Source organism: Vibrio sp. Vb339 (assembly GCF_902751245.1).
Lineage (GTDB): Bacteria > Pseudomonadota > Gammaproteobacteria > Enterobacterales > Vibrionaceae > Vibrio > Vibrio coralliirubri.
The window spans coordinates 136937-149623 of the sequence record NZ_CADDIS010000004.1 but is presented as its reverse complement, the minus strand read 5'-3'; the positions used below and the strand labels follow the sequence as shown (position 1 = coordinate 149623).

Below are 12687 nucleotides of genomic sequence, written 5' to 3'. Positions count from 1 at the left end.
ATTGATAATTAATGGGTATGAGTGGTTTTTTAGTGTTTATGCTCTATTTTTTGACTTGGTGAGATCTATGTCAGATTTTTGTAAGTAACATTTAATAGATGTCTGTTCCGTAAGGTGGAGTGTGATCTATGTATTAATTTGTTATTATTTTAAAAGTTAGGTTTAAGTCCCTATATGAAGGGTGTTTCCTGCGCAGAATCTCTATGTTTATCTCAAATCATAGGTGGCTTAAATTTGTTCGTTTTGATGGTTTTTTGATAAGTGGTTTGAAGAAGTGAGCGTGAGTAAATTGGAAAATCCAATCGTTGATTTGTGGCTATGTTCTTTGAGTGATTTGCGTGATGATATCGACAGTAAGTCACACCTCAAACAGACACTCACAGCTGATGAAATAGCGAAAGTCGAGCGGTATCGAATGCCCTCATCTCAAGTTCAAGCCCTATATGTTCGCAACTACCTAAGAAAGGTGTTGTCTAGCTATTCTGATTTAATGCCCGAAGCGTGGCGCTTTGAATATGGCGAGAAAGGAAAGCCCAGTTTAGTCGCCGAACAGCAACTCATGACGGGGTTAAACTTCAATATCAGTCATAGCAAAGAACATTTGTTGATTGCAGTTTGCCAACGAGAAGGGAAGCCAGTCCAACTGGGTGTCGATATCGAACATGCAAGAAGCTCGACCAATATCGACTCGATTATGAAGCACTATTTTTCAGATAAAGAATTGGCGGATTTACTTGAACTTAGTAAAGAGCTGCAGAGAGAGCGTTTTTTCGATCTGTGGGCGCTGAAGGAGTCGTACATCAAAGCGACAGGCAAGGGGCTGGCCACATCGTTGCGAAGCTTCTCGTTCGATTTCTCTAATTTGACTAAGAAAATATTTTTGACCAAGCAAGCATTGGAACTCAGTTCGTCAGGCTTTCAATCAGGCTTGTATCGCGAAATCAGGCTACATAGCGGGATTGGGTTGAATTTGGATTCTGCTCAACAAGACGATAGTTCTACAGATTGGCAGTGTTGCTTAGGGCGGCTGGATGAACGGTATCGCTTTGCGGTGACGCTTGGCGGGAATTTGCTACCCATGCAGATAGAGATGAGAACCTTTTCGTCGTCTCATCTCTTTACGTCTATGTAGATAAAATAAAGCTAGCTCGACTCTCCAAGCATCGCTTTTAATACTTCAGCAGGCACTGGCTGCAGTTGCTTGTCTTTATCAAGGCAGACCATTTCGATATCACCAATCACGGCAGGCTTAGTCGCATCTTTACGCCAAACCTCTTGTCGCCATAAGGTTTTGTATTTTCCATCGAGTTCAAAAGAGGTTCGGATGTCGCAGATCTCAGCGAACTCAACCCCATCTTGAAAAGTCATGTTGGCTTTATAGACTGCAAAACCTAGTCCGTGCTCGTTCCACAATTCCGCCAATTTATCGCTGCCCAAGACATGTTCGCGTGCCCGCTCGAAGTATTTAAGAAAGTTAGGGTGATAAACCACACCTGAGTGATCGGTATCTTCATAGTAAATTTGTACTGGGTGATGGTAGACCTGACTCATTGGTAGCAACTCTTGGTAAGTAGTGGATCAGTAAATCTGACTAAGTTGTGCAGCACTTTACAGGATAGGTCGAAATTACTTCAAGGCATCATCGACTATCGAGCTTTTGGTCAGACCTCATTCGGCCTTATTCATTACTAATACATTGGTCAGCTTCCACCCATTTACAAATATTCTATGTGTCATTTTCCACCCATTAACTCTTACCGCGAGTTCGCGACTACTGCAGATAGAACTGATGAAGCCTTATGGTTAAAGGCTTGTTAATGGTTTGTGTTAATGTGGCGCGCTAATTGCCTTAGTGAAAGCACGCAGTTCCCATTGAAGTGCTGCTTTGTTTACTAAGGAGAATAATAATGTTTAAGCCTCTTACCCTGCTGTCTGTATCTGCTCTGGCGCTCACAAGTTTTAATGCTGCTGCAAACTGTGACCCTGGTGAAATCGTGATTAAATTCAGTCACGTAACCAATACCGATAAGCACCCGAAAGGCATTGCCGCTTCTCTACTAGAAGAGCGAGTAAACACTGAAATGAATGGTAAAGCTTGTATGCAAGTTTTCCCTAACTCGACACTTTACGATGATAATAAGGTACTGGAAGCCCTGTTAAATGGTGATGTTCAAATGGCGGCACCTTCGCTGTCTAAATTTGAGAAATTCACTAAGAAATACCGCATTTTTGACCTTCCTTTCCTATTTGAAGACGTAGAAGCCGTCGACCGTTTCCAAAACTCAGAATCTGGTGAAAAACTGAAGAATGCGATGAAGCGTCGTGGTCTTCAAGGCTTAGCATTCTGGCACAACGGCATGAAACAAATGTCGGCGAACAAACCTCTTATCAGCCCTGAAGATGCAAAAGGTTTGAAATTCCGTGTGCAAGCATCAGACGTTTTGGTAGCTCAGTTTGAACAACTAGGCGCTAACCCACAGAAGATGTCTTTCAAAGAAGTGTACGGTGGCCTGCAAACCAAGGTTATCGATGGCCAAGAGAACACATGGTCAAACATCTACGGTAAGAAGTTCTTTGAAGTACAAGACGGCGTGACTGAAACCAATCACGGTATCTTGGATTACCTAGTGGTAACGTCAAACGACTTCTGGAAAGACCTACCTGAAGATGTACGCACACAGCTTGGTACTATCGTTCAGGAAGTGTCTGAGACGCGTAACGCAGAATCTTCAAAAGTTAACCTAGCGAACAAAAACAACATCATCGAAGCTGGTGGTGAGGTTCGTACACTTACGCCTGAACAGCGTGAAGCATGGGTAGTTGCGCTTCAACCTGTATGGAAGAAGTTTGAAAAAGACATCGGTTCAGATCTTATCGATGCAGCGTTAGCTTCAAACCAATAATACCGCTAAGGGAGTGGCGAGTATTCGTCACTCCTTATTAAAACAATTATAAGCGGAGTCAATTATGGAAAAGCCTCAAATGGAACAACCAAATTCTAGCGAATCAGCACTGGAAACCTCTCTTTTTTCCAAAGTCGGAAGAGTTACGGATGTGATTGAAGAGTCATTAATCGCATTTTTCCTTGGCGCAATGACGCTACTTACTTTTGCCAATGTGGTATTTCGATACGCATTCAATGACAACATATTATGGGCACTGGAATTGACGGTGTTCATGTTTGCTTGGATGGTGTTGGTCGGCGCATCTTATGGTGTTAAAAAACATTTCCACATTGGTGTTGATGTGATCATCAACCTTGCCCCAGAAAAGCTACGCAAAGTGTACGCGCTAATCGCCGTGACAAGCTGCCTAGCATTTTCAATCTTACTTCTTATCGGCTCTTGGAATTATTGGTACCCATTCGCGACCGATCGCGCATGGTATGAGACCGACGATATTCCAATGCCAGAGATGCTTCAGTTTCTTGCTGACTGGCTGAATGAAGGCGAGCGATACGAGAAACTGCCACGTTTTATTCCTTATATGGCGCTGCCGATTGGCATGGCAATGCTGACGTTCCGTTTTGCTCAAGTTGCTTACCAAGTGGTAACAGGCAAGCTTGACCGCATGATTGCAGGACATGAAGCCGAAGAAGAGCTGGATGCGTTGAAAGCGGACGTGCTAGAGGGCTCTGACGAAGATGCGACAGCGGTATTGAATTCGACTCCGCAGAACAAAGCGAATGAGTCGAGTACAAAATCTAACGGTAAGGAAGACTAATCATGGCAATGTTATTTCTATTTTTAATGGTAATTGCTTTCATGTTGGTCGGTGTACCAATTGCAATTTCCCTCGGTTTATCGAGCGTAATATTCTTATTGATGCATTCAGATGCGTCATTAGCTTCAGTCGCACAAACGCTGTTTAATGCTTTTGCAGGCCACTACACACTCTTAGCGATTCCTTTCTTTATTTTGGCCTCTAGCTTTATGTCTACTGGTGGCGTGGCGAAACGTATTATCCGTTTTGCTATCGCGATGGTGGGTTGGTTCCGCGGCGGCTTGGCGATGGCGTCGGTTGTGGCATGTATGATGTTCGCAGCCCTTTCTGGTTCATCTCCTGCAACGGTAGTGGCTATCGGTAGTATTGTTATTGCGGGCATGATCAAAAACGGCTATTCAAAAGAGTTCGCGGCAGGGGTTATCTGTAACGCGGGTACCTTGGGGATCTTGATTCCACCGTCAATCGTGATGGTGGTATACGCAGCGGCGACCGATGTATCGGTAGGTCGTATGTTCTTAGGTGGCGTGATTCCTGGTCTGCTGGCGGGTGTGATGCTGATGATTGCTATCTACATTGCAGCTCGTATTAAGAAGATTCCGGCGCAGCCATTTGTGGGCTGGGGCGAGATGTTCGCAGCTGCGAAAGATGCGAGCTGGGGCTTGCTGCTGATTGTCATCATTCTAGGTGGTATCTACGGCGGTATCTTTACTCCGACAGAAGCGGCGGCAGTAGCTGCGGTGTATGCCTTCTTTATCGCCAACTTTATCTATAAAGATATGGGGCCGTTTGCGGACAAGAACAATACAAAGCCTGCTTTGGTGAAAGTGCTCCAAACGTTTTTCCATAAAGATACCAAAGACACGCTTTACGATGCAGGCAAGCTGACGATCATGCTGTTGTTTATCATTGCCAATGCTTTGATTCTTAAACATGTACTGACCGAAGAACGCATTCCTCAGATGATCACTGAGTCTATGCTATCTGCGGGCTTAGGTCCGATCACCTTCTTGATTGTAGTAAACGTTTTACTCTTGATTGGTGGGCAGTTCATGGAGCCATCAGGCTTGCTGATCATCGTTGCACCATTGGTATTCCCAATCGCTATTGCACTCGGTATCGACCCAATTCACCTTGGTATCATGATGGTAGTGAACATGGAGATAGGGATGATAACGCCGCCTGTCGGGCTCAATTTGTTTGTGACCGCAGGTGTAGCCAAGATGTCTATGATGAACGTGGTAAAAGCTGCACTGCCGTGGGTAGGCGTGATGTTCTTATTCCTGATTATCGTAACTTACGTGCCTTGGGTATCAACATGGTTGCCGACCACATTGATGGGACCGGAAATCATAACCAAGTAGTTATTTGGTGACATGGAATTTAACCCATAAAAAATGAGGAGGTCACTAGACCTCCTCATCTATATTTCTGCCACGATTTGAATGATGGTCTATCTGCTCATACAGAGCGCGTTTTGCCTCTAATTCTGGCGTGTATAGATCAACATGATTGTCAGTATAAAAAATACCATCTATTTCGAAAGTATCGGTAATCGATGGCACTTTTGTTTTCTCACCCATAACGACTTCCTTATTATATTTATTGCATAACATCCTGTTATTGAAATAAGTATAGGTGATCTTGCTCCCAAATCTAATTTAGTTTGGTTCTACCTTATAAGATTCTTTCGTTAGCTGGTGTTTTTGCATCTTATCGTAGAGGGTTTTCCTCGGTAATTGCAGCCTCTCCATGGTCTCTTTTATACTGCCATTGCATTCAATAAGTGCCTGCTTCAACGTGTTTTTTTCAAAGTCAGATACCAATTCTGCCAAAGACAGCTCTTGAGTAGTTTCAGTGGCGCTGTCTGATAAGTGAGAAAGCTTACCTAAAAGCACAAAACGCTCTGCAGTGTTACGTAATTCTCGAACATTTCCCGGCCAATCATGAGCTAAAAGGGTATGCAGCTCCTTTTGTGGAAGGGCTGGGGCTGTCTTGCCATAACGTGCTGCAGCGACCAGTAAGAAGTGGTGGAAGAGTGCTGGGATATCTTCTTGTCGGCTTCTTAACGGTGGCAAATTTAGGGTCACAACATTGAGTCGATAATAGAGATCTTGGCGGAAAGAGCCTTCTTCAGCGGCTTTCTTTAGGTCGACTTTAGTTGCCGCAATCACTCGAATGTCTAGAGGAACTAAACCATTAGACCCAACCCTTTCGATGACACGTTCTTGCAAGACGCGCAACAGGCGAATTTGTGCTTGCATCGGCATGGACTCAATTTCATCTAAGAATAGAGTTCCGCCCTGAGCAAATTCAAATTTACCCACTCGCTTACTTTCAGCGCCAGTGAATGCCCCTTTCTCATGGCCATACAGTTCACTCTCAATTAGGTTTTCAGGGACCGCGCCGCAATTGACCGCAACGAAGTTTTGTTCTCGCCTACTGCTTTGTTCATGCAGAGAGCGTGCAACTAATTCTTTGCCTGTACCTGTCTCGCCAAATAACAAAATATCGGCGTTAGTGTCGGCAACGTGAGTGATGATAGACCGTAGCTCCGTCATTGATTCCGTGTCACCAATGATCCTTGGGCCAAGCGCTTGGCTGGCCTTGAGTGAACGTTTTAACTCAAGGTTCTCAAGGGTGAGCTGACGTTTTTCTATCGCTCGCTTGGTGGTTTCGATTAGGCGTTCATTAGCGAAAGGTTTTTCAATGAAGTCATAGGCGCCGTATTGGATTGCTTGAACGGCCATCGAAATATCGCCGTGACCAGTAATCATGATCACGGGGATCTCTTTGTCTTTGTGCATCACGGTGTTGAGCAGGTCATGCCCGGATAGGCCCGGTAAACAGATATCAGTGATGATCACGTGAGGTAAGCCGTTTTCTTGAATCGCGAGCAGAGCAGACTCCGCATCGGGAAAGAATTCGGCATTAATGTCGGCGAGCTCGAAGCTCTGTTCAATCGCCATTCTTAGATCGGATTCATCATCAATGAAATAGACGTGACACATAGTGATTCCTTTACTTCTTTTTATTCTGGTTATTGCTGAGTTTTTGCTTGCTGTTCATGTCCAACAAGGGGCAACTCTATGCTGAATCGAGCACCACCTTGAGGGCTGCTTCCTGTAACGAGCTTGCCATTTATTCCGCTGATTATTTGTTGAGAAATCGATAGCCCAAGTCCAAGTCCGTTTTTCTTGGTGGTATGGAAGGGTTCAAAAAAGTTTCCGTTCGAAGGGGAGGTGAAGCCGGGGCCGTTATCATCGACATGAATCAGCAAGGTCTTGGCTTGTTGATGGTCAGACTCCCTAATCTCTAACAGAATAGCTAATTGTTTGTCGTCTTGTTGTTCCATCGCCTGAATCGCGTTAGTAAGCAGGTTAATGATCACCTGTTCCAGTTGAATGGCGTTGGCGAGCACGCATGCATCAAAGGTTTCAGGGAGTTCGTTGACCTTAACTCGTTCACTCTTAAGTTGTGGCTTCATCAACTCTTTCGATGAATGTAAAACTGGGAGTATTTGCAAGGTGTGTAGCTCTTCCGCGGTGGATTTCTTGGCGAAGGAGCGAAGCTGGTGGCTGATTTTCGCCATGCGATCAGTGAGTGCCGAGATTCGCGATAGATTGTCATCAACCCGATCGGTTTTTTCTTTGGCGAGGAAGAGTCGGCCATTGTCGGCATAACTGCGAATCGCGGCAAGCGGGTTATTCAGTTCGTGACTGATGCTCGCTGACATCTGCCCTAGCACTGCCAGTTTCGCGGCTTGGATGAGCTCGTCTTGGGTTTGCCTCAGAACATGCTCGGTCTCGATACGGTGTTTGATCTCAACATGCAACTCCGATGTACGTTCAAGCACTTGAAATTCGAGTTTTTGCTTGGCTTCGGATTGCAGCCTGTCTATCTGTGCTCGTCTTTGTTGTCGATGGTGGTTGAGCTGCATCGTTAGATAAATGATCGCGAAGATAAGGCTCAAAACCACAAGGTAAGCAACCAAGTCCCACCACACTAAGTGGGTTGGAGAAAATACTCGGATTGTGAGTTTTGGCTCGGCTAGGAAGCGAGAAGAGCTAAAGAACTGCTCTTGGACGAGTTTGTGTGGCGACTCAATACGACTGGTGACATTGTCTAAATCACCAGAGAAGTGCAGGCTTTCTATTTTTGTATCGAGGTACTGCCTGCTTTCTTGAATTCGAGTGTGTTGTGTTTCGCTTAGCGGCTGAAGGCTTTTGAACAGCCATTCAGGGTTACTCGACATAAATACGATCTGGTCTTTATCGTCAGCAACAAAAAAACTCTGTTTGCCTTTCCAACTTGCTTCAATCAGCGATAAATCCATCTTTACGACAATGACGCCAATAATCTCGGCGGCATAGGAGACGGGGTAAGAATAATAATAGCCTCGCTTTCCTGAGGTTGAACCTAGCGCAAAATATTGATTTTCATTGCCAATAATCGCTTCTTGAAAGTAGGGGCGGAAAGCAAAGTTACGACGAATAAAAGAACGTGGTTGATTCCAGTTACTGGCTGCAATGGTGGTGCCGATGCTGTCTAGTAGGTAGGTGTCTGATGCCTGAATCACCGAGTTTACGTGCTCTAGATAGCGATTAGTGAGTTCGATTTGCGCAGAGTTACTTGGAGAGTGCAGGGCGTCGACCAGCTCTTTGTCTTTTGAAAGCAGTTCTGGAATGTGCGCGAACTTGTCCAATTGACTGGAAATGTGAACCGAAAAGCGGTCTAACTTAGATTGATGATCATTTAACAAACTTTCATGGCTCGTGCTCCACACCCAATGACCGCCAAACACCATCAGTAAACTGTATGTGGCCATTAATAGTATTGGGATTCTAAAAGCTTGAAACATGAAGGCTCTCCGCTAATTTCTTTGGTAAACAATCAAGCCTGTCTTCTCTCGTTTATGGTAGCAAATAGCGGTAGTTTTTGCTGAAAGCAGAGAGTGACAGATGGGTGTAGGTTAAGGGTTTGTAACGGGGATTGTTGAAAAAGTTATCGACTCTGAGGGGTAAAACAAGAGCAAGATCTCTTTTTAAGGTTTTTAGCAAAAAAAGCCCTCGATTCCCTTGAAAAAGTCGCTATTGTCCCCATTTCTGTTGTGCTAAGTGATGATTTGATCGTTTTTGTATCACTTGGTTGGACGAATTTAGAGCATTCATCATCATGCAGAGGTGAACGGCTCGACAGAGATTAAACAGATCGCTAGAATGTCGCGTCTAAAATTTCTGTCCTGAGGCTAATCGGAGATACCTTTCTTGTTTCTGAAAACAAGCTTTATTGCGTTTTAATCGACGTGTGAAGAACGAAGATATCGCTGATTAGTCTGGTGTTTGGTTGAATAATCAATTCAGACATCAATGCTCGATTTTAAATTAGGTGTTCGGATAGAGCACTACACAAGGATGCAGCCAACAACGTCTGCTTTTGAATTAAAGCTAAGTTACGGCTCATATGCTCAGATTACTGAGCCAGTTTTGAGGTTTATATAATGCAAGTTACTGTTGAAACGCTAGAAGGCCTAGAGCGCCGTCTTAATATTACTGTTCCTGCTGCTAACATCGAAGATGCAGTTACAGCTGAACTACGCAACATCGCGAAAAACCGTCGTTTCGATGGTTTCCGTAAAGGCAAAGTGCCAATGAAGATGGTTGCTAAAATGTACGGCAAAGCAGTACGTCAAGACGTGATGGGCGAAGTAATGCAACGTCACTTCATCGAAGCGATCGTTAAAGAGAAAATCAACCCAGCTGGCGCACCTACGTTCGCACCAGTTGAAAACAACGAAGGCGCTGACCTAGTATTCAACGCAACTTTTGAAGTTTACCCAGAAGTTGAGCTGAAAGGTCTAGAAAACATCACTGTTGAGAAACCAGCAGTAGAAGTTAAAGAAGCTGACGTTGAAGAGATGATCGAAACTCTACGTAAGCAACAAGCAACTTGGACTGAAGTTGAAGCTGCTGCTGACGCTGGTTCTCGTGCAACTATCGACTTCGTTGGTTCAATCGACGGTGAAGAGTTTGAAGGCGGCAAAGCTGAGAACTTCCCACTAGAGATGGGCGCTGGTCGCATGATCCCTGGCTTCGAAGACGGTATCGTTGGTAAAACAGCAGGTATGGAATTCGAAATCGACGTAAACTTCCCAGAAGATTACCACGCTGAAAACCTAAAAGGTAAAGCAGCTAAGTTCTCTATCAAGCTGAACAAAGTTGAAGCTCGTGAACTTCCAGAACTAAACGAAGAATTCGTTTCTAAGTTCGGTGCTGCTGACGGCGTTGAAGGTCTTAAAGCTGAAGTTCGTAAGAACATGGAGCGTGAGCTTAAGCAAGCTGTTAAGAACCGCATCAAAGAGCAAGCTATCGACGGTCTAGTTAACGAAAACAACATCGACGTACCTTCTGCTCTTATCGATCAAGAAATCGGTGTTCTACGTCAACAAGCTGCTCAACGTTTCGGTGGCAACACTGAAGCTGCTGACCAACTTCCACGTGAGCTGTTCGAAGAGCAAGCTAAACGTCGCGTAGTTGTAGGTCTTCTTCTTGGTGAAGTAATCAAGACTGAAGAGCTAAAAGCTGACGACGAGAAAGTTAAAGCTATCATCGAAGAGATGGCTACAGCATACGAAGATCCAACAGAAGTTATTGCTTACTACGAGCAAAACGAGCAAATGATGAACAACATGCGCAATGTTGCTCTAGAAGAGCAAGCTATTGATGCAATCATCGCTAAAGCTCAAGTTTCTGATAAAGAAGTTAGCTTCAACGAGCTAATGAATCAGCAACCTGCTTAATATAGTAATATCTGACGTAGAAGGTTGACGTACGGTCAACAATTCTGCTAACAATGGTCCGTATGATTTAATCATTCGGGCCATTTATTTTAGGGACATAAGAATATGAGCTACCAAGAAAAAAATACAATGCCATCGATTATGGACGCACTAGTTCCTATGGTGGTTGAACAGACTTCCCGTGGTGAACGTTCTTACGATATTTATTCTCGTCTATTAAAAGAACGTATCATTTTCTTAACAGGTCAAGTGGAAGACCACATGGCAAATCTTGTCGTGGCTCAACTGCTTTTCTTGGAATCAGAAAACCCAGACAAAGATATCTATCTTTACATCAACTCACCTGGCGGTAGCGTAACAGCAGGCATGTCTATCTACGACACAATGCAGTTCATCAAGCCAAACGTGAGCACAGTATGTATGGGTCAAGCTTGCTCTATGGGTGCATTCTTACTAGCGGGTGGTACTCCTGGTAAGCGTCACGTGCTTCCAAACTCACGTGTAATGATTCACCAGCCACTTGGCGGCTTCCAAGGCCAAGCGTCTGATATTCAAATTCACGCGCAAGAGATCCTAACGATCAAACAAAAGCTAAACAAACTATTGGCAGAGCACACCGGTCAGCCTTTAGAAGTTGTTGAGCGCGATACAGATCGTGATAACTTCATGTCTGCTGATCAAGCAGTAGAATACGGCTTGGTGGATTCAGTTCTTAATCACCGCGGTCAATAATTGCAGGGCAATTGTTTAACGCAAAGTGATTCAAATTGATATACACTCAAGCATAGAGAGTTAAGGCTAAGAGGTTAGCGAATGACAGATAAAAGCAAAGAGGGTGGTAGCGGTAAACTGCTTTACTGCTCTTTCTGTGGCAAAAGCCAACACGAAGTTCGCAAGTTAATCGCAGGTCCTTCTGTTTACATTTGTGATGAATGTGTCGATCTTTGTAACGACATTATTCGTGAAGAAATTAAAGATGTTCTTCCTAAGAAAGAATCGGAATCGCTGCCAACGCCGCGTGAGATTCGTGAGCATCTTGACGACTATGTAATCGGTCAAGAATACGCGAAGAAAGTGCTAGCAGTTGCAGTTTATAACCACTACAAGCGTTTACGTAATGGTGATACGACAGCTGAAGGCGTAGAGCTAGGTAAGAGTAACATTCTTCTTATCGGTCCTACTGGTAGTGGTAAAACACTACTGGCTGAAACACTGGCTCGTTTCCTAGACGTTCCTTTCACAATGGCAGACGCAACAACACTAACCGAAGCAGGTTACGTGGGCGAAGATGTTGAAAACATCATCCAGAAGTTGCTTCAGAAATGTGATTACGACGTAGCGAAAGCGGAACGCGGCATTGTTTACATCGATGAAATCGACAAGATTTCTCGTAAAGCTGAAAACCCATCAATCACGCGTGACGTGTCTGGTGAAGGTGTACAGCAAGCTCTACTAAAACTTGTTGAAGGTACAGTTGCTTCAGTTCCACCTCAAGGTGGTCGTAAGCATCCACAACAAGAGTTCTTGCAAGTGGATACGTCTAAGATCCTATTTATCTGTGGTGGTGCGTTTGCAGGCCTAGATAAAGTGATTGAACAGCGTGTAGAAACAGGTTCAGGTATCGGCTTTGGCGCAGAAGTGCGTTCAAAAGATGAAACCAAAACTATCGGTGAATTATTCACTCAAGTAGAACCTGAAGATCTAGTGAAATATGGTCTGATTCCAGAATTCATTGGTCGTCTACCTGTGACAACAACACTGACAGAGCTTGATGAAGAAGCGCTAATCCAAATCCTATGTGAGCCAAAGAATGCACTGACAAAACAGTACGCAGCATTATTTGAGCTTGAGGATACAGAGTTAGAATTCCGTGAAGACGCCCTACGCGCAATTGCTAAGAAAGCAATGAACCGTAAAACAGGTGCTCGTGGTCTACGCTCTATCTTGGAGGGTGTTCTACTAGAAACTATGTACGAACTGCCATCTTCAACTGATGTAAGCAAGGTTGTGATTGATGAGTCGGTAATTAATGGTGAGTCAGAACCACTGTTGATTTACAGCAACTCAGATAACCAAGCAGCTGTTGCAGAGTAGGTCTTTTTTAGACAAGTCACTCAAATTGAAAAAGGAGGTAAGCAATTACCTCCTTTTTTTTATTCTTCCAT

The 12687-nt window shown here is 44.3% G+C and carries 11 protein-coding genes and 1 pseudogene; 8 read left to right on the top strand and 4 right to left on the bottom strand.

Annotated features, from left to right (window positions below; genetic code table 11):
* The first annotated feature begins 289 nt into the window (after positions 1-289).
* The gene (locus HRQ85_RS18675) at positions 290-1132 is read left to right on the top strand and encodes a 4'-phosphopantetheinyl transferase family protein (protein WP_172380403.1); all 843 of its coding nucleotides are present in this window, start codon (positions 290-292) and stop codon (positions 1130-1132) included.
* 11 nt (positions 1133-1143) lie between these two features.
* Here HRQ85_RS18675 and HRQ85_RS18670 read toward each other — a convergent pair whose 3' ends face one another.
* On the bottom strand, positions 1144-1551 hold the full coding sequence (locus HRQ85_RS18670; RefSeq protein WP_132942085.1) for a thioesterase family protein: 408 nt from the start codon (positions 1549-1551) through the stop codon (positions 1144-1146).
* A 356-nt stretch (positions 1552-1907) separates the two neighbouring features.
* Between HRQ85_RS18670 and HRQ85_RS18665 the strand changes: the two genes are divergently transcribed.
* The 3 genes from HRQ85_RS18665 to HRQ85_RS18655 all read left to right on the top strand — a co-directional run bounded on the left by HRQ85_RS18665 (position 1908) and on the right by HRQ85_RS18655 (position 5087).
* On the top strand, positions 1908-2903 hold the full coding sequence (locus tag HRQ85_RS18665) for a TRAP transporter substrate-binding protein (RefSeq protein WP_048661479.1): 996 nt from the start codon (positions 1908-1910) through the stop codon (positions 2901-2903).
* 64 nt (positions 2904-2967) lie between these two features.
* A complete protein-coding gene (locus tag HRQ85_RS18660; RefSeq protein ID WP_172380339.1) occupies positions 2968-3723 on the top strand; it encodes a TRAP transporter small permease in 756 nt (251 codons plus the stop codon).
* Positions 3724-3725: 2 nt separating this feature from the next.
* Positions 3726-5087: a TRAP transporter large permease gene (locus HRQ85_RS18655; protein WP_172380338.1), complete on the top strand. Its 1362-nt coding sequence runs from the start codon at positions 3726-3728 to the stop codon at positions 5085-5087.
* Positions 5088-5132: 45 nt separating this feature from the next.
* On the opposite strand, the gene HRQ85_RS18650 is transcribed toward HRQ85_RS18655, so the two are convergent.
* From HRQ85_RS18650 to HRQ85_RS18640, 3 genes are all read right to left on the bottom strand, one after another.
* On the bottom strand, positions 5133-5306 hold the full coding sequence (locus tag HRQ85_RS18650; RefSeq protein WP_167542298.1) for a hypothetical protein: 174 nt from the start codon (positions 5304-5306) through the stop codon (positions 5133-5135).
* Between the two features lie 78 nt (positions 5307-5384).
* On the bottom strand, positions 5385-6734 hold the full coding sequence (locus HRQ85_RS18645; RefSeq protein ID WP_172380337.1) for a sigma-54-dependent transcriptional regulator: 1350 nt from the start codon (positions 6732-6734) through the stop codon (positions 5385-5387).
* A gap of 29 nt (positions 6735-6763) precedes the next feature.
* Positions 6764-8584 carry a sensor histidine kinase gene (locus HRQ85_RS18640; RefSeq protein ID WP_172380336.1) on the bottom strand — a complete coding sequence of 607 codons (1821 nt, stop codon included), beginning with the start codon at positions 8582-8584 and terminating at the stop codon, positions 6764-6766.
* Between the two features lie 162 nt (positions 8585-8746).
* On the opposite strand from HRQ85_RS18640, the pseudogene HRQ85_RS26470 reads away from it, so the two are divergent.
* The 4 genes and pseudogenes from HRQ85_RS26470 to clpX all read left to right on the top strand — a co-directional run.
* A pseudogene (locus HRQ85_RS26470) lies at positions 8747-8929 on the top strand (hypothetical protein); the annotation flags it as partial.
* A gap of 294 nt (positions 8930-9223) precedes the next feature.
* A complete protein-coding gene (gene tig, locus HRQ85_RS18630) occupies positions 9224-10522 on the top strand; it encodes a trigger factor (RefSeq protein ID WP_017106221.1) in 1299 nt (432 codons plus the stop codon).
* Positions 10523-10627: 105 nt separating this feature from the next.
* The gene (gene clpP, locus HRQ85_RS18625; protein ID WP_004736080.1) at positions 10628-11254 is read left to right on the top strand and encodes an ATP-dependent Clp endopeptidase proteolytic subunit ClpP; all 627 of its coding nucleotides are present in this window, start codon (positions 10628-10630) and stop codon (positions 11252-11254) included.
* Positions 11255-11335: 81 nt separating this feature from the next.
* Complete coding sequence (clpX, locus tag HRQ85_RS18620) at positions 11336-12616, top strand: ATP-dependent protease ATP-binding subunit ClpX (protein WP_009847283.1); 1281 nt, start codon at positions 11336-11338, stop codon at positions 12614-12616.
* The last annotated feature ends 71 nt before the right edge of the window (positions 12617-12687 follow it).